This window comes from Streptomyces sp. NPDC059037 (assembly GCF_042740015.1).
Taxonomy (GTDB): domain Bacteria; phylum Actinomycetota; class Actinomycetes; order Streptomycetales; family Streptomycetaceae; genus Streptomyces.
This window is the reverse complement of the sequence record NZ_JBHYIG010000071.1, coordinates 1-24,741: the sequence shown is the minus strand read 5'-3', so window position 1 is coordinate 24,741 and position 24,741 is coordinate 1. Positions and strand designations below refer to the sequence as shown.

At 66.0% G+C, this 24,741-nt stretch carries 12 protein-coding genes; 1 reads left to right on the top strand and 11 read right to left on the bottom strand.

Translation table 11 applies throughout. The features are described from left to right. Window positions 1–53: 53 nt before the first annotated feature. The 4 genes from ACFWY6_RS17125 to ACFWY6_RS17110 form a co-directional block, all read right to left on the bottom strand. A complete protein-coding gene (locus tag ACFWY6_RS17125; RefSeq protein ID WP_384690583.1) occupies window positions 54–437 on the bottom strand; it encodes an HU family DNA-binding protein in 384 nt (127 codons plus the stop codon). 133 nt (window positions 438–570) lie between these two features. Then, on the bottom strand, window positions 571–936 hold the full coding sequence (locus ACFWY6_RS17120) for a hypothetical protein (RefSeq protein WP_384690580.1): 366 nt from the start codon (window positions 934–936) through the stop codon (window positions 571–573). Between the two features lie 41 nt (window positions 937–977). Then, a complete protein-coding gene (locus ACFWY6_RS17115; RefSeq protein ID WP_384690578.1) occupies window positions 978–2,717 on the bottom strand; it encodes a hypothetical protein in 1,740 nt (579 codons plus the stop codon). A 1-nt stretch (window position 2,718) separates the two neighbouring features. Further along, on the bottom strand, window positions 2,719–8,265 hold the full coding sequence (locus tag ACFWY6_RS17110; protein WP_384690575.1) for a hypothetical protein: 5,547 nt from the start codon (window positions 8,263–8,265) through the stop codon (window positions 2,719–2,721). A 314-nt stretch (window positions 8,266–8,579) separates the two neighbouring features. Between ACFWY6_RS17110 and ACFWY6_RS17105 the strand changes: the two genes are divergently transcribed. Further along, window positions 8,580–8,783: a hypothetical protein gene (locus ACFWY6_RS17105; RefSeq protein WP_384690572.1), complete on the top strand. Its 204-nt coding sequence runs from the start codon at window positions 8,580–8,582 to the stop codon at window positions 8,781–8,783. A 144-nt stretch (window positions 8,784–8,927) separates the two neighbouring features. Here ACFWY6_RS17105 and ACFWY6_RS17100 read toward each other — a convergent pair whose 3' ends face one another. From ACFWY6_RS17100 to mobL, 7 genes are all read right to left on the bottom strand, one after another. Continuing rightward, window positions 8,928–14,036 carry a type IV secretory system conjugative DNA transfer family protein gene (locus tag ACFWY6_RS17100; RefSeq protein WP_384690570.1) on the bottom strand — a complete coding sequence of 1,703 codons (5,109 nt, stop codon included), beginning with the start codon at window positions 14,034–14,036 and terminating at the stop codon, window positions 8,928–8,930. Between the two features lie 136 nt (window positions 14,037–14,172). Further along, entirely contained in the window at window positions 14,173–16,182 is a 2,010-nt protein-coding gene (locus ACFWY6_RS17095) for a hypothetical protein (RefSeq protein WP_384690568.1), read from the bottom strand. Window positions 16,183–16,325: 143 nt separating this feature from the next. After that, window positions 16,326–19,235, bottom strand: coding sequence for an AAA family ATPase (locus tag ACFWY6_RS17090; RefSeq protein ID WP_384690566.1), 2,910 nt, complete (start codon window positions 19,233–19,235; stop codon window positions 16,326–16,328). A gap of 270 nt (window positions 19,236–19,505) precedes the next feature. Then, on the bottom strand, window positions 19,506–20,744 hold the full coding sequence (locus ACFWY6_RS17085) for an acetyl-CoA carboxylase biotin carboxylase subunit family protein (RefSeq protein WP_384690563.1): 1,239 nt from the start codon (window positions 20,742–20,744) through the stop codon (window positions 19,506–19,508). A 243-nt stretch (window positions 20,745–20,987) separates the two neighbouring features. After that, window positions 20,988–21,362 (bottom strand): hypothetical protein, encoded by a 375-nt coding sequence (locus ACFWY6_RS17080; RefSeq protein WP_384690560.1) that lies wholly within the window; start codon window positions 21,360–21,362, stop codon window positions 20,988–20,990. Between the two features lie 223 nt (window positions 21,363–21,585). Continuing rightward, entirely contained in the window at window positions 21,586–22,128 is a 543-nt protein-coding gene (locus tag ACFWY6_RS17075; protein ID WP_384690557.1) for a hypothetical protein, read from the bottom strand. Window positions 22,129–22,266: 138 nt separating this feature from the next. Further along, the gene (mobL, locus tag ACFWY6_RS17070) at window positions 22,267–24,555 is read right to left on the bottom strand and encodes a relaxase MobL (RefSeq protein WP_384690554.1); all 2,289 of its coding nucleotides are present in this window, start codon (window positions 24,553–24,555) and stop codon (window positions 22,267–22,269) included. Window positions 24,556–24,741 lie beyond the last annotated feature (186 nt).

Sequence of the window (24,741 nt, the reverse complement as noted above, 5' to 3'; positions counted from 1 at the left end):
CCCGTGATGCCTGTGCATCTCGGGGGTTCTCTTTTCTGCCGGCTACTCGTTGCCTACGACACGGCTCGCAGCTCACGATCCTCAATAGCGTTCCCGAACTCGTCGGCATCCTCGATCATCCCGTAGGTGTCCGGTGAGACCTCATCCTCGTTGCCCCCGAGCCGGCGGTTGAAGCTGCTCGACGCGGAGAACTTCAGCACCACGTAGTCGTCGACGTCGCTCTTGCCGAAGCGCACCTTGTGGCCCTTGTGATCCTGTCGGTAGAAGCGGCCGAAGCTCGTGAGCATGACCGTCTCCCCACAGCTGACCGCGCCGGTGAGTTCACCGAGCAACGACTCGTACACCTTGTTCACCACCCGGACCGGCAACCCGCTGCGAGTCGCGACCCGAGAGATGAACTCGCGCTTACTGACACGCGGATTCGTCGTCGTCTCCATACCCACACCCTGTCCTGTCGTCCTTCGTGCCGCGGTTTCGCTTAGAAACTAGTCTATCGAAGATAGTCGCGAGTCTAGAAGGAGGGTCGGTCTTATTGAATGAAGCTTGCTAAGCTTGTCGTGGCCCATTGGGCTAGATCTCCAGATCCGGCTCGATCTCCTCCCGGTCGTCCTTGGGCTCGTAGTCGACCGACTCGATGATGTTCCGTGTGTTCGGATCGCGGCGCTGGTTCACGACCTTGTCGTGGGACTCCTCGAACCGCTGCTGCGCCGCCACACGGTGGGCCGCATCGAGCTTCGCGCCGATGTTGCGCTCCCCGAACTCCATCATCGAGCCCAGCAATGATTGCGTGCCCTGCTTGATCGCGCTGACGTTCGGCTTGTTCTGCGCCCGCATCTGCTCCCATCGGCTCCTGTCCTCCGGCGTGACATAGCCGAACATCCGCGCGAAACGCGATCCGAACCTGGCCTGCTGTCCCTCATTCTGTTCCTGGTTCATGACCCTTCCTCCTGCTCCTTGTTCGTGTTCTCGGATCGCCCTCAGGCGGGCTGGTAGTCCTCGGCATCGGCCTCAGCGTTCGGGCTCTCGTTCTGCGGGCCGGCCTTCTGCTCGGCCGACGGCCCTGTAGGGCGCGACCGTGGCTTGAGCCGCTGCTCCTCGAAGAAGACACCCGGGTCGTCGACCGCCGTCTGCAGCGTCTGCTGCCAGTTCTCTCCGAGGCTCCGCTTCAGCTCGGCCTCAAGATCCGGGTACTTCTCGTTCACTGCCTCCATCGCGTCGACGTAGGCGTTGGAGTAGACCCGCTGCTGCTCCTCGGGCGGCAGGCCGTCGATGTCCATGCTCGCGATCATCACCTCGGACTGGTCCAGGCGGTGCTGGAGCATGTCGGGCAGCCCGCTGGTGTCCAGATCCTGCTTCTGCGCCGCGAAGCCGACCAGGTAGCCCAGCATGTTGCCCCCGTAGCCCTCCTGGTCGCCGCGGCCCAGCGCGTCGAGCATCGAGGTCTTCATCGTCTCGGCGAGCTGGACCTGGTGGGCGTCCGCGTCCATGGGCCGGCGCAGCGTGAACATCCCGTCCTCGGGCAGACGCCGGCCCAGATGGTCGTCGAACTCCCCGCTCCAGACCGTGCGGACCCGGTCCGAGCCTGCGATCCGCTCCTCGTGCGCGGGTGCCTTGACGATCCGGCCGTGGGCCACGCCGTTGAACATCGTGCGCAGCTCGGGCTCGTACTCCATCCGCTCGCCGATGATCATTCGCGCACGCTGGACGACCTCCTGGCGCTCCAGGCCGTCTTCACTCATCTGCTCGTGCAGCCGCTTGCGCATCGCCCGGTAGCTGTCGCGGATCAGGCCGGCGTCCGCGCCCGGCTCACGCATCTTCCAGAAGGCGTTCTCCATGAGCGCGACCTCGGTCATGGCTGCCGAGTCCGGGGTGAACATCTCCCGGTGGCCGCGCTCACGGTGCTGCATGGCGTCGAAGCGCTTGCGCCACTTCTTCGTCAGGTGGTCACGCGGATCCGTACTGCCGATGAGGCGCTCGCGCCGGGCGTCGCTCGGCACGTCCTTGAAGATCCTCTGTCGGTGCGTGATGCCGCTCTCGGCAGAGGCGATCATGCCGCGGGTCCTGGTGTCGATGCGCTCCTGGATCTTGTCTTTGAGTGGCTGGAGGTAGCTGTCCATCTCCGTCTTGAAGTCCGGGGCGAGCATCCGCATCGCCATCACCATGCCGACGGCCTGGATGATCGAGTTGGCATTCACTCCGCGCGAGAGCGGCTTGAGACACGACTGCAACATCATCTGCATGTAGACGTGGTGCATGACGCCGAGCTCCTGCGTCCGTTCCTCGTCGTTGAAGCCGGGCACCAGCAGCTTCGAGTCCCGCAGCGAGGCCATGTACTTCTCGCCGGCCAGCCGCGTCTCCGCCCGGAGCTTGAGCAGCTGCTCGCGCTGGTCCAGGCCCTCGGTCTCGTTCTCGGCCCGGTCGACGTCGATCCAGTGCACGCGCTCGCGGTCGGCCATCCGATCCTGGGTCTTCGCGCCGAAGAACCCGCGGGCGCGGTCCCGGAGCCGCTCGCGCCAGGCGCGCGAACCGTCTGCGTCCTCCGGTCCGGGCTCGTCGATCGCCTCGGCCTCGATCGGCTCGTCCGAGCGCGAGTCCCAGGAGGCGTATGCGCTGCTCTGCGGCTCGTCGGCCTGCTGCCGATCGTCGTCCACCGGAAGCTCCTTGGCCGCGCGCGGGCGGCCCGCAGGGTCCGTTCCCAGTTCCTTGCGCTGTGCCACCTCAGTACCCCACCCCGTAGTCGTCGTCGCCCTGCGGCTGATCGATCTCGATGCTCGGCGTGTAGACCGGGCGCGTCGCGCCCACGCCCACGGCATGCGCAGAGCGGCGATGCGAGCCGCGGGTGCGGGAGGCCCCTGCGTCCTGAGAGATCACGTCGCGCTTGACCACCGAGTCGTCGACGGCAATCGCGGCGCTGTCCAGGCTGTGCGCTTCAGCGGAGCCCAGCTGATCGAGCTGCCGGGACATCTCAGCCCGGGCCTTCCGGGTCCCCGAGGACGCGAACTGCTCGTTCTTCTCGCCGTCGTAGACGCTCTCGCGGTTCTTGGCCGCCTGCACGAGCGCCTCGAAGCCGCCGCCGTAGGCCATCCGGTCCATCACGGTGCCGGCCAGCGAGGGGTCCTCTTCGAGGTTGCGGATGAGCCCGGTCTTCGGGTCCTCCAGCGCACTGGCCACGCGGGCCACGTAGTCCGGGTTGACCGTGACGCCGAAGCCCTCCTTGGACTCGTAGAACTCGATGAACTGCTTCTCCCACTCCTCGGCCGTGGCCTGGACGGGCTCACCGTCGAGGAACGCCGTGCGCCACTGACCGGGGCCGACGTGTTCGATGCTGCGGCCCCTCCAGAGCTCGCGGCCGGGGCCCTGGAGCATCGCGTACTTGTGCCGGGCCTCGGCGGCGTCGTGCTTGGCCTGCAGGATCGACTGGGTCACCGGGTAGGTGACCTCCAGGACGGCCTTGAGGTCTTCGCCGCGCAGCGCGCGCACGGCGCGCTGGCTGAATGAGCCGCCCAGGCCGGTGCCGTGGGCCTTGATCGCCGTGGCGAACATCGAGGCTTCCTGGTCGGCCTGCGTGATGCCGGGCGTGCCTTGGGTATCGCCCAGGTTCCGGGCGTAGTCGGTGAGCTTCTTCTCGCTGCCCTTGGCGCCGGTCTCGACGCAAACCTCGCGCACGCTCCGCAGGTGCGCCTCGCGATCCGAGAACGTCAGTGCCGCGCCGAACTCGCCGCGCTGCGCCTGGCGGTACAGCGCGCTCAGCTCCTCCGTCACGACCTGCTGGCCGAGCTTGATGTCCTCCGGCGACTCTGCGCCCGTGAGCGCTTGCAGCTGGAGCCGGTTCGCCTCGCTCCGCGAGCTCTCCAGTTCCTCGGCCAGTCCGGCGTCCTTGGAGAGCGCGACCTGGGTGTCCAGCGAGACCTGCATGGCCAGCGGGTGCGAGCCGTCGCCCTTGACCACGCCGGTGTCCAGCAGGTTGGCCGGCACCGAGAGCTTCGCCAGGGCTTCCGCCTTGGCGGCCTCGCTGTGCAGCTTCACCACGGCGACGGCGTCGCCGTCGAAGTCGCCGTCGAAGCAGGCGTCCATCACGGGGTTGATCGCGGCCCCGGTGAGCCGGTCGTCGATCGCTACCCGCATGTAGCGCACGCCGGCGTCACGGAGTACCGGGTCACGCCACACCAGCGCGTGGTCGCCCTCGGCCAGCCCCAGCTGCTCTGCCTTGACTGAGCTGAGCGCAATCTGGTCGACGTCCAGGCGCGGGTCCGCGGTCCACACCATCGTCGCCGAGTCGGTGAGCCGCGAGGCCATCAGCCCGGTCTTGAAGATGTTGTTCTTGCCCGTGAGCACCCGGTTCTGCACGTCGGTCGTGATCGCCTCGAAGGCGCGCTGAGCGCGCGAGACCGATTCGCTCATGCCGCGACGCACCTCGGCGCGCTTCTCCGCGGACAGACCCTGGCCGTCCAGCTGCTCGGCCATGTAGCGGTAGCGGCAGGCCTCGACGAAGACGTCCTGGTAGCTGCGGGTGTAGTCGTGCGTGACGGAGGACCCGTCCTCGAACTCCTGGCCACTGCGCAGATGTGAGGACATCACCGGCAGCTTCCACGAGCTCGCGCTCACCGTCTCGGTCTGCTCGCCGGTCGGATACGTGAGCAGGAACGGGATCTCCATGTCGCCGCCGCGGTCGCCGATGAGACCGCCGAAGGACTTGCGCATCGCCGTAGTGTTCAGTCCCGGGAGCTGACCCTCCTTGCGCGGCTGAGTGCGCAGCAACGCGGGCATCGGGATGAACCGGCGCTCGGGGCGCTCGTCGAGGCCCTCGGCGTGGCCGACCACCCGCAACGTGCCGTCAGCCTCCATGTCCAGGCCGGTCACCAGCAGGTACTCGCGCAGGTTCGACTCGGCCCCGCTGTTGTGGCCGTAGAACTCGCGCATGATCGCCGGGCAGTCCTGAGACTGCAGCGCCCAGGCCAGCTGCGAGGAGGCCTTACGGCCCTTGCCAGCACGCACCTGCTGGTCGTCGTAGATCTTCGTCTTCTCGTCGACGGCCATGTGCGTGACCACGAAGCGCATCTCGCCCAGGGCACTTGGCCGCAGTTCTCCGTTGGGGGAGCGCAGGTCGGAGACGTTCCCGCTCATCAGCTCGCGCGCCGAGCCCGCGTTGCGCCGGGAGATCAGGCTGAACGGGCTCATCACCACGTCCAGGTCCGTGTTGGCCCGGAACCAGTTGACCTCTTCGACGACATCCTGCTCCTGCGCGTCTTGCAGCGGCATGTCCCGGTCGACGATCAGCGAGATCACGCCCTTGTTGCCGTGCAGATCCGAGATCTTGTCGCCCACGACGAGATCGCGCTCCTGGCCACCGGCTCCGCGGATGCGGTGGCGCTCGGCCAACTCCTTCGACACCACGATCGGGTCATCAGCCGTCCAGCCGCCGAAGGTCATCAGCGCCGTCTTCGCCAGCGTGGTGACCTCAGAAGACTGCATGATCGTCGAGGCTGTCATCTGCTGGCGGTCGAACGGGTCGTACCGCAGCGTCTCGAGCTCGGGGAGAGCCATGAGCGGCGCACGCTGCCCGGCCACGCTCTCGTCGCCCGGCACGATCCGACCGTCGGCGTCGACCTGGGCCTGAGTGGTCAGGTACCGCACGATGCCCTGGTTGGTCGCGCCGCCGGTCATCACCGGGTCGAAGTAGCCGCTGGGCGCAGCGACGTTGTTCCGGTCCTTGCCGGTGAGCACCGTCATGTTCCGCCCGCCGGTGAGCCGCCAGGCGTCGAAACGGTTGTCGTCAGCCGGGTCAGTCCGGTCGCGCTGGGCCCGGTACTCGGCGTAGATCGTCGAGCCGGCCTTGATCTCGTTGGAGTAACGCACACGGCACGCCTCGGTCTGCAGGATCGCGGCCGTCCACTCGTCTAGGTGCTCCTTGATCTCGCCGGTGGACTCGTCGCGCTGGTACGTGGTGGCGCGCTCGATGAAGTCGATCGGGTGTTTCGTGCCGTACAGCTGCGAGTAGACCGTGTTGAGCGAGGAGGGCTCGCCGGTCTGGCTGCGCCCGGCGATGAAGTCGCCGGCGATCTGGTACTGGATGCGCTCGTGCATGAGCTGCTCGTAGCCGCGCAGGCGCGTGCGTTCCTCGACCGAGGTCGGAGCCTCGCCCGGAGTCTGGGCCGTGATCTTGGCCTCGTAGCCCGGCACGACCAGAGCGTTCTCCCCGCTGGCGAAGGCGGTGGTGATCTCGCCGTACTCGCCGACGTCGAAGACCTGGCCGATCTCACCCGAGATCGGAGTCCCCTTGCCGTTACGGCGCAGCTTCTCGCCGCTCCAGCAGATGACGCCCTGCTCGTCGACCAGGATCTCGGAAACCGTCGCCGCGTTGCGCTCGATGCTCTCGCGCACGGTGGCTCCGATGCGCCGCATGAACGCAGATTCGTGATCGGCGATCGGCATGGAGCGCTCGGCGTCGAAGCGGACAAGCCGGTCCTTGAACCGGGTCGTCTGGAAGGTCGAGCCCATCATCTCGTCGGGGGAGATCCCGCAACGACGCAGCGCCGAGGCGAGGTTGTCGAGGTTCGACCACTGCCCGGTGGGGCTGGTCATGTACCGCGCCACCCGGTCCGGGTTGAAGCGCTGATCGACCCACTCGCCGTCGACGTCGTGGAGCTCCGCCTCCCAGGTCCCGATGAGTTCGAAGGGGACGTCCTCCGCGTGCTGCCGGACCTTCTCGACGGCGGTGCCGCCATAGACGAGGTTGCCCATCTCGGGCACCCCGTCGGCTTGCAACTCGCCGATCTCCTCCAGCCGTTCCTGGTACATCTCCTCGGTCGCCCCCGGGCGCAGCAGATCGCTGTGCGCGCCGGTGAGCACGTCCCAGTACGAGCGCTGAATCGCAGCGACCTCAGAGTCAGCCGAGTAATCCGGCGGCTCGATCGCATCCAGATCTCCGCCCGTTCGCTCCAGCTCGGCCTCAGCACGCGCGATTAAGTCTTCGACGCCAAGAGCTGCCTGCAGATTCTCCCGCGCGCTCTCGACGGCGGCCTTCGCGTAGGCCTCAGCGGGCTCTGCGTCGACGAAGAAGGCCGGCAGGGAGCGGTTCTTCGCGTCCCGGCGCAGCATCACCTTCCCCCCGGGCCGGGGACCGGACTCGCCGGGCGCCACGTAGTCGCCGACCACGAACATCGACTCCCGGTCGACGTGGTAGCTGTCGGGCACATCCACCACCGTGCGGCCACGGCCGCGCTCCTGGTGCGTCGTGCCGGTCTCGCCGACGGCGTGCCCCGGACGATCGCTGCGCTCGACGCGGTGGCCCTGGGCGAAGCGCAGCAGCTGAACGGCCTCCGCCGGCGAGGGGGAGTAGACCGCCATGCCGCCGGGGACCCGGTAGTTCGTCGAGTAGCGCAACACGGTGCCGTTGTCATAGATCCGGGCTCCGGCGTACGCCTCCTGGCGCGTGTCGGTGAGACGGATCTCCATGCCGGTTCCGGCGATCTTCGCCTTGATCTGGCCTGGCTCGCGGTCGCGCATCACCTCGTAGGACACGCCCTGGGCCTTCAGCTCTTCGAGCAGTGCTGCCGAGCGTGCCACCGCGCGCTGGGACATGAAGCGGTTGCGGTCGACGCGGTTCGTCTGGGGATCCCGGCCGCCGTCGATGACCCACTCGCGGACCTGGTCGTACTCCTGCTGGCTCATCTTGTCCATCAGCGAGGTGAGCCCAGCGGCGTCATCGTTCGTCATCGCTCGGCCGGCCTCGAAAGGCTTGCCTTCGTGGTCGATGCGCCAGAGCACCATGTTCCCGCGCCGCGGGTCGGCCAGGGTCTCCACCTTGCCGCTGGCAACGCGTCCGATCGTCTCGTCCGGCAGGTACACCAGCGCGGTCCCGGCGCGCTTCACGGTCGCGCGTTCGGACCAGTCGGGGTCGTAGGGGCTGATCGGCAGCCGGGCCGACTTCGGGTCGACCTGGGCACCGACGCCGGTGACACGGGTGAACTCCCGCTGCGACTGCTGATAGCGCTCGTTCTGCGGGGAATGGTCACCGAACTGCGGCTCGTAGTCGGACACCCGCTCACCGAATGCCTGGTCGATGGCGGAGAGGCAGTCCGTGACGCCCAGCCGCGGGTCGGCCAGCGCGGCGCCCCGCTGGCCGAGGATCTCGTCGACCCGGGTGCGGATCGCCTTGGCCTGAGAGATCGGAACGACCTGTCCGGTCTGATCCCTGGCCTGCTCGACTGCCTTGTAGTAGACGTACTCATAGAAGTACTTGCGTAGTCCGTGCGCCTTCTTCATGGCCAATCAGCTTCCTGTGGATGCTCGGGGTTACATAAGTCTGTATAGAGCCTATCCCGCTTATTGAAAGGAGGTGAGAGGTCATACGAAAAGGCCAGTGCCGAGGCAGTCTCCCTCGATCAAGAGACGACCTCGGCACTGGTCGTGATCCATGGCTGGCTGTCGGGTCTCGCCCGACCTGGCGAGCGTGCGCGCGACGCGGCAAGCACGGCGGCGGAGTTCTCAGGCGGCCTGCCGAACCGCAAGGTCGCCCCGATCCGGGGGGGGGGAGAGATGGCCCAAGCTCCCCCTGGCAGAAAGGAATACTCGTCCCAATGGACTACGAGACACGCATGTACCACAGGTTCGTCGACGTGCTGGCCACCGGCGCGTTTGCCGGGATCTCGGCCGGGGCCCTGGCCGCCTGGCTGCTCGGCGTCGAGCTCCCCGGCGGCGCCTTGTGGTTCTACGCGGGCGGCGGCCTGCTAGGCGTCCTCATCGCCGCCGTGTACGGCTGGCGCACCTTTGAGGACGTGTGAAGCGGGCCGCCCCCTAGATTCGCCAGAGGGCTTGAGACGAAGTGCGAGACCGAAGGCACCAGGGATTTGGCGAGCCTCAGGCCAGCGAGCCGGACGCTCGCCCGGTCGTACGAGACTGGACACTGCCCCCCAAGTGGCCGCCGGCTACTTCGAGTTCATCTCGATGGCCATGGCCCGGTCGAACCGGCCGTCGGCCAGCACCTCCCAGTTCGGCAGTGAGGCCAGGTACTGGTAGAAGGCCGAGTGGACCATCATCGTCGCCAGCGACTTCAGGTCCTCCTCGGTGACGTCCCCCTCCGCGAATACCCGCGAGTCCTCGTCGTTCACATGGCCGTTGATCCGGCGGGCCGCATTGGCGTATGCGTCCGAGCGGATCTGGCTGATGTACGTCTGAGACCCATCGGCGCTGAGCAGCTCGCCGTCACCGCCGACCGAGAAGTGCTCGCGATCCTGTTCCAACTCGGTCTGCGCCGACTTGTAGGCCTCACCGATCTCGATGTCCAGACTCTTGACCTTCGCCGAGCCGTCGGGGTTGACCAGCATCTCCTTGCTGATCGTCCCCTCGGCGTAGAGCAGACGCTGCCGCTCGACGCTGACCGCCTGACTCTCGGCGACCGCAACCCCGACCTCGACGTTCTCGATGAACTGCTCCTCGTCGAACATGCTCATCCCCTCGTACTCGTCGGGGTCGACGACCACCGGAGCGTTGGGGTCCTGACCCTCGTCGACCGCGGTCATCGTCGCGATGACCTCCATGACCTCGTCGGCATAGACATCCGGGTCCAGGCGCTCGATGTCGACCTCCTGGTAGCCGTAGATCTCCCTGTACTGCGCCTTCGCGGCCGCGGCCTTGACCGCCTGGCGCATGCGCTTCTCCAGCATCTTCACGAAGTCCGGCTGGTTCATCCGCACGTCGAAGTCCATGGCACTGGACAGAGTCGGGATCGTCTGCAGCGAGTACGTGTGCCCCGGGTGCTTGATCGTGTTGCCCAGCAGCCGGAACGACATCGGCAGGATCGTCTGGTTGCGGTTCCAGATCGGCGCGTCGCCGGCCCGGAAGACGATCGAGTTGCGCGGCGAGAGGAATGCCATGTCGTTGTAGCTGATCAGCGGCTCTTCCTTGGTGTTCATCGTGTAGGAGACCCGGCCCTCGGTCTTGCCGCCGATGACCTTGTCGAGATCCTGGCTGATCTGCTTGCTGTCCCGGTATGACCGGTGCGTCTTGCCGCTCATCTTCTCCAGCGTCTCGATCATCGAGTCGTCCGTGGATTTCAAGAAGACGATGTTGCTGGTGTTGTGCGTCGGGATGAAGTCATCGGTGATGTACAGGTGCCGCTTGTCGGCGATGCTGATGCACTGCACCTCGTCGTCACGCACGTACGCGACGCTGACGACCCTGTTGAAGCCACGGGCGCGGTCCTTCCAGCGCTCGACCTTGCGAGCCAGCAGAAACGGGTTGATCTTGGGCAGACGGATGTTCTGCACGCGGTACGCCGGACGACCGGCCTTGGGCTCGGTCTGATTCGGCGACGTGTACATGACCTTGACCTTGACGTTGATCGCCACGCGGCCGCCGAGCGAACGAATCAGGGTCTGCACGCCCTCGGCAAGCTCGGGGCTCGCGGAGGTGAACTCCATCTCGCCTTTGGCGCTGATCGTGCCGTCGGTGTCCATGAGGCCCCGCAGCACATCGATGCGCTGCTGGACAGAGCTGCGCAGGTAGACCTCTGGGATCGACTTCTCCCACGAACGCTTGCCGGCGATGCCGAGATCACGCATCGAGGCGTTCACGCCGTTGATGCGGTAGCCGGTGCCGTCCTTGCGCTCACCACGGACGGTGTCGTCCACCACGACGTACCCACGCCGACGGATCTCCTCGATCGTCTCGGGATCGTTGCAGGTGAACTTCACGACGCCGTTCGGCTGCACATGACCGTCGCCCAGGATCGCCCCCAGCACGTAGGGGTCGACCGGCAGATCAGCCTCGGTGTATTCGACGGGTGCGATTCGAGGCAGCTCGATCTGGTGTCCCTTCTCGACCAGCTCCTTGATTTGCGACGTCGTCATCTGCTCTGAGATCCTTGCAGCCGTCTTGCCACCAGGTTCGGTCCCGACGGCCTTGCCATCGACCATGGTGAAGCTGGACCTCCAACGCTCGATCGCCCAGATGTGACCTGCGGACGCTTCCGCCGAGGATCCGTCGCGCAGCGTGAGCTGATACACCGGCTGCACGCCCTTCGGGTAGACGGCCGTGATCTCCGAGGTGCTGCCGAACGGGGTGAGGACCTCGGCTCCGACTGCCGCCTCACTCATCCGCATCCAACCGGACGGGGTGCTGATCAGTGCGTTCAGCGGCTGCGGATTGCCCTGCACGATCTTGTCGACGCTCTCGCCGTAGACGTCGCGCAGCTGCTGCAGGGTCTGCAGGATGAGCGTGAACTGCTGCTCCTGGCCCAGGCCGATGGAGAGCATCGTCTCGAAGCCGTCGATGCCCTTGCCCTCGGACTGCAGGTTGCCGAGCTCGTCGAGCATGAACCGCGTGCGGTAGAGCGGCTTCTGGTTCGACTTCGTCATGTACGCCTGGTCGGCGCTCACGTCAAACAGCTGCTTGACCAGGATCAGGATCAGCTTCGCGTACTTCATCAGGTGGGGTGGAGTCACCAGGAACAGCGCCTTCGGGGACTCCGAGTAGCGCGACAGCGTCTGCGTGATCGCCCGTGCCTGATGCGAGACCTTCTCCGGGTTGCCGCCGCCGGAGAAGTCGAGTCGCGTGTCCGGGTAGAGGGTGTCCCCGGCCTGGAAGGACAAGATCTTGCCGTCCCGACTGCCACCCTCCCGCACCGGCTTCAGTTCACGCATCACCCCGTTCTTCACGATCTTCTTGCCCGTCACCGGCTCGACCACGTAGTGCCGGCCGTTGAGCGAGGCCTGGTAGTTCTTCGTGAAGCTGAAGTAGAAGGTCCGCACCAGCATCTTCGTCTGCGGGTTGACCAGCTCCAGCTTGAGCCAGGCCTCGTCGCCGGGGAACTTGCCCTTGAAGTTGTACCGGGCCCAACCCTCGCGGCCGACGATCTCCTCGTGCTCGAAGTCCTCACCCAGGTTCTCGGTGAACATCGGGTCCGCGTAGGCCGACCACACGGCCTGCTGACCGACGAGGTGGTCACGCTTGACGTAGTTCGGCGCGAAGCGCACGCCGAGACGACGCGGAAACGACAGGCCCGCGAGATCCGTGTTCTGCGAGGGCTTGCCCGAGGTCAGCGTCGAGATCGTGGGGTCGGTGAAGAACGACATGGCGGTGATCGCGATGCCGTACACCGAGGCCAGCATCTTCTCCGCGCCGGCCATCGAGCGCAACGCGTTGTGGGCGTTGCCCACCAGCGTGCGCATGTTGTTGCGGGGCAGCTCCTCGCTCGCGTTGAAGTACAGACTGAGCATGTCCTGATCGGCCTTGCCCTCCCACATGAAGGCCTGGGCCGCCGCCTTCTCCTGCTCCTCGGCCAGGGCGTCCTCGTTGTTCTCGAACTCGCCGGCCTTGACCCGCTTCTCCAGCTCGGCCTCAGGGTTCTTGATCTTCTTCGAGCTCATCTGCACGAAGAGCTGGTAGCAGTTGTAGAGCGTGGCCTTGCCCCAGAGGTCATCGAGCTTCTGCTCCAGCAGCGCCGGGTCCATATTCAGCACGGCTGCGGCGCTGCGCAGCTCCCGCTCCTCCTCCAGATAGAAGTCGATGAGTCCGTAGGCCGCGCGCTTGAAGGCGTTGTTGGCGGCGTTGGGCCAGACCGGGTCCTCGCCGCCGTCGAGCGGAAAGAAGATCCCGGCGATGTTCTCCACGTACAGCGCGCACTTGGTGAAGTTGCCCTCACGCGCCGCGTCGGCCGCCAGTCCCAGGGGGTTGTAGATGTCGGTCTTCATGGAGTTGATCAGGTTGAACTGCACCGGCTCGAACCCGCGTGTCACCAGGGGCACGTAGTTCTTCACCAACAACTCGCCCTTGGGGTCGTTGATGACCATGTTCGAGGGCTTTCTCTCCCGCGACCACATGTCGATGATCGGCTCGATGTACGTCTGGCCCTTACCGGCGCGGGTGATGGCCAGCACCATGGTGTTCACCGGCGCGGTATCGACCACGTACGCCCCGGCCGGGCGCTGGACCTCGTACGCCGGGAACTCCCAGTCCTTCTTGATCAGGTCAGCGACGGTCGTGTACGTGTCCGATCCAAAGCCGAGCTTGTCCCGGTTCTTGCCGTCAGGGTTGTACGGGATCCGTGCCGTGTCGTACTTCTGTCGCAGCGTCTTGTCATCGGGGAGCCCAGATGCCTCGAACAACTCGTCGCCGAAGTCTTCGTCGATGATCTGCAGGGTCTGCGTCAGCGGATCGCCCTCGTCGTCGTCCATGACCTCGCCGGCGTAGTAGACGAGGTTCCCCTCCTCATTGATGACGTCCTTCGTGGCGCGCTGGGCGACCTCGACGGTGCCCAGGCCCTTCTTCTTGAGCATCATGTGGCTGAGCATCGAGCTGACCTGCACGCTTGAGTGAGCACCGGCGTCGGGGAACCAGTCGTAGTTCTGCTGGATCTCTTCCGGCAGGGAGATGTGCTGGTCGTTCTGGTACTGGTTGATGTCGCTCGTGGTGTTCATCAGGTTCGCCGCGGCGACCTTCCGCGAGAACCACGTACCGATGATGAGGGCGACCATCAGACCCGAGCCGAGCGTGATGAAGAGCTTGAACCCCGAGACGTCGGCCAGCTGCTCGCCGCCCGTCGTCGAGCTCTTCTTGGGCTCAGCCGGCTTCTCGGCGCTGGGCTTGCCGTCCTTCGCCGCGGTGTACCAGCTGGGGACCGGAACAGCCTCAGTGCTGGTGTAGCACTTCGCTTTCACGTCCGGGTTGCCGTCCTTGGTCAGCGGCCGGTAGCACTTCACGACCGAGCCGCCCGCACCCGTCGTGGTGTCCTGGACGTAGTATGCGCTCGGCTTGTCGCTGCGGGGCGCGCCCGAACCCACGGACGTGCCCGCCGACAGCACCGCCGCGGCGATGAGCGAGTACAAGACCCAGGCGACGATCGCCACCAGCACGCCGGCAATCACCGCGGCGACGATGCCCGGTCTGGTCGACCTCAGGGTCCCGAACGTGCTGCGGTCCAGCTGCTGGCTGTCGTAGACGTCTCGGTTCGTCAGCGTCTCGCCTGGCGTCCGCGCCGAAATCTTGTCCCAGCTGCTCGCCTTCGGCCGCGTTGCCTTCCGCCTGTTCGTGGCCACCGTGATCCCTTGCTCTCGAGCCTCGCTCGCTCTGCTGTCCTGCTGCCCAGTGCGCCTGCCTGCGCAGACGACGACGGTGAATGGGGAACGCGCCCCATGCGCCGTCAGATCACTCCGGCGCTCATGACCGTTCCGCTCAACGGGTCAAGGCCACCCCGCCGATGAACACGACCACGCCCAACAGGGCCAAGGCCGTTACGATCATGACCACGAGGATCTTGTCCGAGCTGCTCTGCGTCTCGGACGCCCGAGCCAGCTCGTTGGCGTAGAACTCCTTCTCGGCCTGCATATCCGTCAGGCGCAGCTCATACCGCTTGGCCACTGAATCCTCGACCGTGGACAGCTGCTTGAGCAGGTCAGTGACCCGCGCCATCTGGAAGTTGGTCTGCGCCTTCTCCAGGTCGAGGCTGTGCTGCCACTCGGCGTCACGCGTCGTCATCTGCATGATGGAGCCCTTACGGTGGCTTTCCAGCTCGTCCTCCATCCGGCGTATCCGGTCGGCGTGCTCAGAGCGCACCGAATCCAGGAGGTCCTGCTGCTCCCGGCGCAGGACGCCGATCTCGTCCGTGGTCCGCAGGTGCTCGGCCAGCGCCTCGGACTGGGCGATGTCGGCCTTGCGGTTGTCATCGACGATCCGCTGGATCTCGGACTTCCACTGGTTCAGGCGCTCTTCCTCGGCCGTCAGGTACTCCGACTGCCGTTCGGCCAGCACCTCGAAGATCCGCGTTTGCCCGGTCTGCATCTTCAGCGTCGCGTACGAACGCCGGACCCGCAGAATCTCCTGCTGGTTGTGGGCGTGGGCATCCTCGATGTCCCGCTCGATCTCGGCGACGGAGTCGATCTGCTCGCGCTCCATCTTCGAGCGGTGGCGCTCCTTGTACTGCAGTTCCGCCGAGAGCGCCGCCTGCTGGGCCACCTTGGAGGCCTGCGACTCGTAGTCCTTGGCGATCTCCGCCCGGCGGGACCGGATCTTCTCATCCTTCTCCGTCTGCCGCTGCTGGTGCTCGGCCTCGGCGGCGTCCTTCAGCAGCTTGTACCGGGAGCCCGCGCGGTCGGTGGCCACATCGCGGATGACCTGCTCGGTGTGCGCCGACATGAGGTTGACGTAGAGCGCACGCAGCTCATCCTCGTGCGCGGAACGGAGCTGCATCAGGTCTGCGTTGGACTGCCGGTTGAGCTGGGCGACCTGGTCCCCGAGCCACTCCGTCGCGCCCTCGGGCACAGCGATCTGCACGACCGGCGCGCCGATGGCGAAGGTCGCGTTGAACTCATCGAGCCGGACGTCCAGGTCCAGCTCCTCGGAGAGGAACCGGCGGGCGATGACGTCGCGCACCTGGGCCTGATCGGCCAGCAGCACGATGTCGCCGGCCTCCTGGTAGTTGCCCTCGACGCCGTAGCCGGCGTCGGTCTCGTCGAAAAGCTCGTAGCCGGCCACCTTGTTGCCGTCATAGTCCGGCTCCGACTCGACCGGGACGGTGCCCGCGTCGCCCCTGAAGAGCGGCTCGTCATCCAGGACCTCATCAGCCCCCTCGACACCAGGGATCCCGTCGAAGATCGCATCCTCCTCATCCTCCCCGACGACCGCAGGGGCGGGGGTAGTGGCTCCAGCCTCGGCGACCAGGCCGCTGTGCTCTTCCCACGCCTTCTTGCCCACGGCTTCTTCGAGGCTCGTGGTACCTGCAGCGACAAAGCGCGCCTGCGCGAAGGTCGCATCGTTCACCAGATCAACGAGCAGATCACCGCTGGACTTCTGCCACACGACGGCCCAGGCGTAGGTGGCACCGGTGAGCAGCGAGTACTCCTCCATGCGCGCGAGAGTCTCGTCGGTGGGGATGATGCCGAAGACCTCCTCTTCGATCATCTCCGCCGTGGCCACCGTGCGGATCTGGTCGGAGCTGATGAGCTCGATGATCGAGCCCTTCGCCTCGTCCCGCCCGTGCCGCCTGCTCAAGCCGCCGATTTCGTCGGCTGCAAGCGCGAGCATCACCCAGGCAGTACCGCTGGGAAAGACGAACTGCGTGTTCGACCGCAGGAGCTCGACCGCCGCCGGGATCGCCGTCTCTCTCACCACGGAGGCCAGAAGCTCGTCGGGCTTCTTCTTCCGTTCCTTCTTCTGTCTGACCGCTGCCGTCCCCAGAATGCCCATTGATGCGCGATCCCTTCGCTAACAAAACACAGTTCACCTGGTTTATGAATATCTTATCGCCGACCTATCGTGGTAGACGATCGTAGGACATGAAAGGGCTATTGAGTCATGAGTCGACTAGTTCGCGCCGTCCTCGAACCGGCTCATCGCACCGCGCTGACCTCGACATAGGCGTCGGAACTCAGCAAGTTCTTGTCGTCGCTGACCAGGTCACCGACGACTTCGATGCGGATCCGCCGCTCCGAGGGGTGCTCGTTGAGGAAGGTCGCCACCGCGGTGGTGACCTCGTCGGTCAGCTTCGCCACAGCCGCACGCGCACCGCCGGCATCAGAGTCGGTGTCGCCCTTGTCCTCGATGAGGTACTGCAGGACCCTCGCATCGATGTCGACCCGCATGTTGTGCTTGACGAACACCTCCTGCACCATCTGGCGCAGCTTCCTGCGCACGATCTTTTGCTGCGTCGGCAGCGACAGCGGCTGGAAAGGCACGATCGCGTCGATACGGCCCAGCAGCTCGGGCGGAAACCGGTTGTCACCCGTCGTCGAGGAGATAGAGCGACGGATGAGCTTCTCGTACTCCATCAGCTGCTTGCCCGACCCTGTGTCGTCCGCCGCATACTGTGAGATGTCCTTGTAGATCTCCGAGCCCGCGTTCGTCGTGAGCACGATGTACGTGTTGAGGAAGCTCACCTCGCGGTTGTTGTCGTCGTTGAGCCGGCCGTCGTCGAGTACCTGCAGCAGTACGCGCGTGACCATCGCCGAGGCCTTCTCGACCTCGTCGAAGAGCAGCACAGCGTGGGAGAGGTCCCACACGCGCTTGGTGAGCTCGGAACGGAACGCCGCGAACGACGAGTCCTCGGCGTACTCCGTCATGTCGAACCGGATGAGGTGCCGCTGGTCATCGCCGAACAGCAGTCGCGCCAGCTGCTTCGTGAGCTCAGTGTTGTGCGTGACCACGAACTGACCAGCCTGATAGAGGTGCTCCTCGTCGTGGACGTAGATGCACGACGAGCTCTGCTGCTCCGGCAGCTTCTCGATCGACGCGATGCCGACCATGTCGAACTTCTTCACGCGCTTACGACCCGAGGTCTCGATGACCGCCCGCCGTGCGATCTCGTGCTTGCGGGGGAGGGAGAAGAACCGGGCCTTGCCCTCGTTACCGACCTTCACGTGCACGTCGTACTCGGCCAGTTCGCGCCCACCCTCCTTCGTGCGTGTCCACGAGTTGACGGTGTTCGAGACGCCGAGCGAGAACAACACCTCCCTGAGGTCCTCCGCGAGCCCCTTGGAGAACGTCGAGTACGAGACGTTGAAGCGGTCGTTCGAGCCGCGGATCGATCCGTCGGTGTCGAAAAGGCCCCGCACCAGCGCCCACCGCTGCTGTACCGATCCGTGTTTGTACCTCTCCGGGATACGACGCTCCGCCGAGCGCGCACCGATCAGACCGGGAACCGAGGCGAGCACGTCCTTCGTCTGGTACAGCGAATCGCGGCGGTCCTCCACCGGGCCAACGCCGACAGGAAAGACCCAGCTGTAGTTGTGCCCGTACGACTTCGGTGCCGATCCCAGCCACTCGCCCACCGTCCACACGGTGTGGTCGGCGTCGTCCCCGTCAGACGAGAGCGTCAGCTGCCTCTCAGTGAGGCACCCGTTGCCGATGAGGACACCCAAGACGTACGGGTCGACGTCGAAGTCCTGCTCCGGCCAGTGCACCGGTCCGTTCGCCGGGATGAAGAACTGCAGACGCTCCCGAGAGTCGCCGGGGCAGGTCCGCACGACGCCACGCTCGACCATTTCCTGCGTGCTCAGGACCATCGGCGCGACGTCCTTGCCCGCATGCTTCTTCGACCGCTGCTTGGCTGTGTAGACCGTCCACAAGTGCGGTCCTCCAACGTCGAGAGTCCGGCCGTCCCAGAGCGTGACCCGGTAGACGTCCTGCATGCCCTGCGGGAAGTGTCCGAGCACCTCGACCGGGCGACCTTGGCGACCGAACACTCTGTCGCCCGGGACCAGGTCGCCGTGCAGCTTCCAGGTGGTCTCGCCGTCGCTCGAGTAGACCGGCACCTGCGTCGAGTCGATGCAGAATTTCCCCACACCAGTGGAGCCCGTGAACAGCAGGCTCGCCATCGGCTTTCCCTTGTCGTTGAGGTCCGCCACCGACAACTGCAGACGACGCGCCACCGCGCTGGTCGCCCAGTCCTGGCTGAACACCTTGGCGTCCAGCTGCTTCTTGATCTTTGCGCCGTCGACCCGGAATGCGACGTTCACGTTCAGGGACTCCATGAGCACGTCCGAGAGCAGGTCCCGGTCCATCGGCCGGTGCGTCAGGCGATGCCAGCCGACCATGGAGTCGAGCACGAGGATCGACTTGCGCGGCTGGGCGCTGGCCGGCATGTAGCGCTTGGTGTACTCGTAGATCTGCCGGAAGATGTGGTCGTCGTAGAACTCGTCGGCCACGCCGTACCGTTCGGCCATACCCTGCAGGATCTTGATGGTCGTCGCCTGGTCCGGCGGGTTAAGGTTGATGCGCTGCAGCCGCTCGACGAGCGGCTGGTTCGGTGAGATGTGCTTGTGGAACTCCTCGTAGGTCGTCGCCGCGATGATCCTGATGCCTCGGGTCCCCGAGGCCGCGAGCACCGGCTTGATCGCCTCGACGGCGGCGTCGGAGAGCTGGATGATCTGGTGGAACTCGTCGATGAAGAGCACCAGTTCGTGCTTCTCGTCCTTGACGAAGTCCTCGGCCTCGTCGAAGAAGCCCTTGAGTATCGCGGCCATGTTCTCGGCGTTGCCCGCCTCGGAGATCATGCGCGCCGGGTCCACTTCGAGATAGAGGCGATCCGAATCCACGAGCATCGTGGCCTGGACCAATGCGGTCTTACCCGTTCCGGCCTCGGCCAGTAGAAGCGCATTGCACAGCTCGGGACGGCTCATCGAGGCCAACAGCTGCATCGTCTCGTGCTCACGGCCGACGATGTCGCGCTCAGCCTTCTTCAGCGGCTCCGAGAGCTTAGACAGGAGTGGGTAGCGCTCGTTGAGCTGTGCCTCGTGGAACATGCCGCGCAAGACCTCTCGACTGAACTGAGAATTCAACTGGAAAATCAGTCAAAATCCTATCATGAGTCGCATTCGATAAGGCTTTGAATGGGGATTGCGAAAGGCCCCGGAGTCCACTCCGGGGCCTTTCGTTCCATCCGCTGGTCGCGGTCGCTCACCCGCCGTATTCGGACTCCGTGCCCTCCGGAGTCTGGGGCTGCTCGAACTGGTGGTTGAAGCGCTCGCCGGCGGGGCCTCGTTGCTCCCCTTCGTTCCGGCCTTACGGCGTGGTCAGGCGGCGTGCTGCGCCTCGGAGGTGACCTCCACGACAACACGGCCGAGGACCTCGTCGAGGTGCTGCTGGGTGTCATGCGCACTGTCGCCACTGACGACCGCGAAGCCGCAGCGGATGTTGTTCGGCGTGGTGCTGGACGGGGTGAGCGTGGCGAGGTCGCCGACGTCGCACAGCCACTGGAAGTGCTCCAGGTGATGGTCGTTGCCAGGGAGCAGATCGCGGTGGGTGACAAGACCTGCGGTCGGCGGGTAGATCATGCCAATGGCGGCGCTTCGCTGCCGAGTGGGGCGCAGGTCGGGGATCTCGCCGCAGGCGAGAGCGGCGGAGGCCAGGGGCAGGGAGATCCCAGTGGCCAGGCGCACGAGTTCGCCGATGAGGTCGCCGCCCAGGCGCGCGTTGACTTCGATGACCTTCGGTCCGTCCTTGGTGAGGCGGATCTCAACGTGGCTGACTCCGTGGGTGATGCCCACAGCCTCCAGAGCGGCTGCGGCGACGGGAGAGACCTCGTACAGGAGGGGGTCGTCGGCAGTGACGCTGTGCTCGGTCTCCATGAAGTAGGGGTCGAAGCCGGCCGACTTGCGGGTGACGGCCACGGCGCTGGTGACACCGCGGTGGGTGACGGTCTCCACGGAGACCTCGGGTCCGTCGAGGTACTCCTCCACGAGCACGCCGTCTCCCTCGGGGCCCTGGTGGGCGGCGCCGGCGGAGGCGATGGACCAGGCAGTGGGCAGGTCGGTGATCGTGCTGACGCGGACGACACCAATGCCGCCGGCGTGGGCAGCGGGTTTGAGGACGACCGGGTAGTCGACGCGTTCGGCCGCGGAGGCCGCGGCGTCCAGGGTGTGCACCCAGGTGGAGGCGGCGGAGGGGACGCCGGCTGCGGCGAAGCGCTGGCGGGAGGTGGCCTTGTCGCGGGCGGCGGCGACGGCCGCGAGGGTGTTGCCGGGGCGGCCGCCGAGGCTCTGGGCAAGGCGGGCGACGGTCATCAGGTAGTACTCGTCCCAGGTCACGACGCCAGCGATGGGCCTGCGGACGGCGAGCGACGCGGCGGCAGCATTGACCGCGATCGGGTCGCTCAGATCGGCCACCTCGTGGTCGATGACGTAGGGCTTCTGCCAGGTCAGCGGTGTGTCGTTGATCAGCAGCAGCGGGTAGTGGGCCGCGGTCTGCTCCAGCAGGTAGCTCCGCATGGGGCGCGGGCCGGAGCCGATCACGAGCAGCATGGGGTGGGACACGGTGAACTCCCGGGAGATTAGGGCGGGTTGGACCGGGATCAGGCCGCGCGCGGCGTGTCGGCCGGGGCAGGGCGTCGGCGGGGAGGGCGGCGACCACTGCGTCGGCCACGGGCATCGGCACCACGACCAGCACGATGGTCACGCTGAGCGTGCTGCCGAAGACGGTGGCCGGGATGAGGCGGGCGCGCAGGGTGCGCAGGACGACGGTCAGCGCGCCTTCGCCAGCCATCAGGACGGCGATGGTCACCGCGTACACGGCGAGAGGTCGGTGGTCAGGCGATGAACGCGACGTCGGACACCGGCGTCGTCGAGGCGTTGAAGGCGGGCCCGGCCGTGGTTAGGGCACGGCGCATCGGCCCCATCGCTCCGAGAGGGAGCGGTCTGGGGGCGCGTCGCGTCGGCGGCGCACCAGCTGGCGGCGACCCAGCCCTTCATGCCGTACGAGCCGCTGGAGAAGGATTCGCCGTAGTACCAGCGGTTGCCGTAGCGGTTCTTGGCGGAGCAGAGCACGTAGAACTCGCCGGCCGAGTCGAGCTGCCCCTTCTTCTTGTAGGCCACACCCGGGCCGGTACGGATGGCCGACCATTCCAGGTTGCGGCATATCACGCTGTGGTTCATGTCGTTGCTCAGTCGGGGTTCGGGATGACCGGGCTGGCTGCTCGGGCTCCCCACCGGCACACGAGATGCGCCGGTGTGTCTGTGGGTCAGCCCTGCGGAGAGGCCTGCTCGCCCTGACAGGAGCGGCGCCGCGAGTACGTCGAGGCATTCCGCTTGCGACGACGGCGAGTTCGCCAAGTGACATCCATGGGCCTTTCGAATAAGGCTTGACTCGGTCTCGGTCTCAGCCGACCGCCGGCTCCTCGACCTCGACCTCGGCTGCCTGCTCCCGCTTGGTCTCGGGGGCCGGGGCCTGCGACTCCTTGGCTGCCGCCCGTGCCGCGCGGGCGGCGCGCATGGACGTGAACTGGTTGTCCAGCGTCTTGTCGTCGACCTTGAACTCGGAGGCCTCGACGGATTTGGTGTTAACCACCAGGCCAGTGCCGCGCGTCGCGGGCATCACGTTGCCCTTGAAGCCGTAGATGGTTCCGACCTCGGTGCCGTCCTTGTTCAGGATCGGCTCGGTGTTCGGACCCGCGGCCTTGACGATCTCCTCCATCTGGCCGGTGGAGTACGGAGCACCGTTGTTGTAGCGGACCTTGCCGTCCTCACCCTGAACCCGATCGGACTTCAGATGCAGGTTCGTCTGCTCCGGACCGCGCGGATCTCGAGCGTCGAGCTGGACGTCGGCGTACTGGGACTTGCCGTCCTTGGTGACGCCGTTCTTGTAGACCTTCGCGATGAGGTTGACTCCGGTCATCGCGCCCTTGCCCTTGAGAATTGCCATGATCTCTTCCTTCCGCTTGTTCCGACTGCCCTCTGACAAGTCGGCCGCGATCAGTCACATCGTCCGGACAAGGCATTGAATCCCCGCCGAACGCTCTTCACGCTAATACTCTCATAGGTCACTCGACAAGACCGTCGACTAGTCTTTCTGCTCACGTTCAAAGTCGGTCGAGATGGGAGATGACTGCGAATCGGATGCCATTCCGGCGTCCGCTGTGGTCACAGCCTGATCGACCTGAGCCTGGACCCGCACGACGAGGTCGGCGTCCAGTGACGAAGCCTTGGACCGCCGCATCCGCTCGGCCTGCTCGCTCCCGGCGCGCAGCTCCGCGATCCGGGAGCGCAACACGAGGGTGCCGGAGTCCTCGTCTGTCTGCTGAGGTGCCAGCTCCCGGGAGACCCGTGTCATCGCCGCGACATCGTCCACCGGCAGATCGGGAATTGCCTCGGCCTGGCCGGACTGGTCCAGGTACTCCATCGCCGCCAGCAGCAACCGCCGTCGGTCCCTGGTCGTCTCGACGAAGGTGTGGTGTGCGTGCGGCCCGATCTCGACGTCGGTGACGAAGTCGTATCCCAGGTGGTGCAGGTCCAGGGCCTTGACCTCGTCGAAGTCGTACGCGGCACCGGCGACGATCTTGAAGTCCGTGCTGACCGCGTCGGTCTCCGTACTCGCCTGATCCTCGGCGCTCGACCCCACGCGCAGCACCAGGTCGCAGGAAGCGAGATCGGCCCGCAGGTTGTTCAGCTTCTGGTCATAGGACTGCTTCATCGTCCGGATGCGCGCGTCCAGCACCGCTCGGCCGCGCTTGCCCTCGGTCAGGAGCCTGCCGCCGGGCTGATCGTAGATTGTCCGGCCCAGGTTCTCGGCCTCCTCGGGGTCGTTCATCCGCTGCAGGGAGGCATCCGCGCGCAGCGCCATGAGCGAGAGCAGTCGCTGGCCGTAGGTCGCCACGTCCTGTTGCTGCTCGTACCACTGGTCGGCGTCCCCGGGGAAGGGCAGGAAGTGCCGGTACTTGCTCATCAGCCGCCGGTGGTAGTTCTCCTCGAAGCGGTAGAAGTCGTAGAGCGGGCGCGAGTCCTCGGCGGCGACGTCGGCCTTCTCGGCCTGTTCCCACTGGTGCGCGAGGTCGCGGTAGACCCCGGCCTTCTCCCGGTGGTGCTGCAGGCGTGAGGCGTAGCTGCGCAGTCGGAAGCCGAAGGAGACCAAGTCGGCCTCAGTATTCTCGTCTTCGCCCTGCCGGTCCGCGGCGAGCACCGCCATCTGCTGGTAGTCCATCCCCATGACTTCGAGCATCGGCGTGCGCACCCGCAGCTCCGACTCCGGCATGGCCCGCAGCATCTGGTAGACGCCGTTGACGGTGCGCTCCATGATCTGCGTACGTCCCTGCTCGACCAGCTTCTGCCATTCCTCCGTGCTCAGAGACTCCTTCACGCGGCGCTCGTTGGCGTAGTCGACGATGCGTTCCATGGCCTCCGGCATCGGGGACCCGGCACGGTCGAGTTGCTCCTTCACGACCTCGGTCACCAGTTGGTTCGCCTTGCGCATGCGGGCGTCATTCGAGCCGGCGCGCCACAACGTTCGGTCTGCCGGCAGGCAGGCGAGCAGGAACTGCGGCAGGGACTCGGCGCGGATCCGCTCGTGCGCCCACCGCTTGATGAAGGTGGTGACGTTGCGCCGCTCGTAGCCGACGGCGCTGGAGAGATGAGCCACCGCCTGCTTCTCATCGAGCCAGGCGTCAACACCGCGGCGGAGCCTGGACTTGTGCCGGTCCAGGAGCTTGCCGCGCTGCGTACCGTTCTTCGTCACCTGGCCCCGGCCGCCATCGACCATGGCCAGGTGGCAGTGCACGTGCTCGGTATCGACCTGGATGACCCCGACGTAGCGCAGGTCGTCGAAGCCGCTGGTGCCCGAGCTCATCCGCTCCAGGCCGTGCATGATCGCCATGCGCAGCTTCATCTGGTCGATGTGGCCGCGGTAGTCGCCGCGGGCTTCGCAGTGGAAGTCCTCGTCGACGATCTTGTGCTTCCGCAGGTACTCCTCGTCGAAGGACAGCACCGTCTTGAGCACGGTCTTGCCGTTCTCAAAGTGCTGCTGGATGTCGTTGCCGGCCGCGCGCAGCTGCTCGTCGGAGAGTGAGACCGAGCCGTAGCCGAAGGCCACGCCGCCGTCGCCCTGGGCCTGGCGCATCTCATGCTTCGCCGCACTCCGCGAGATGCCGGCGCGCTCAACGGCAGACTCCCGCGCCATGTAGCGCATGATGAAGTCGTCGGTGCGCAGGCGCTGGATGGGAGCCAGCGACTCGGTCGCCTGCTCGCGGGCCATGTACCGGGTGACGTAGTCGCCCGGCGTCGCACCGCGTGATCCCTTGCCGCCGGGCAGCGGCACGCTGAATTCGTTGACCAGGATGATGTCCTGCTTCAGGCCCATCGTCGTTCTCCTTCCTGTCTCGGTACCGATGCACTACGGCCCCGGCTGCTGTCCACCAGCAACCGGGGCCGCGCTCGTCATGCCCGATCCGTCCTCAAGACCCCAGGCTCCCTGTCTCTTATACCCAACTGACGCTGCCGCCGCCCAAGCAAGTGTATATCTCGGTGGGGGCCGGATAATTAAAAC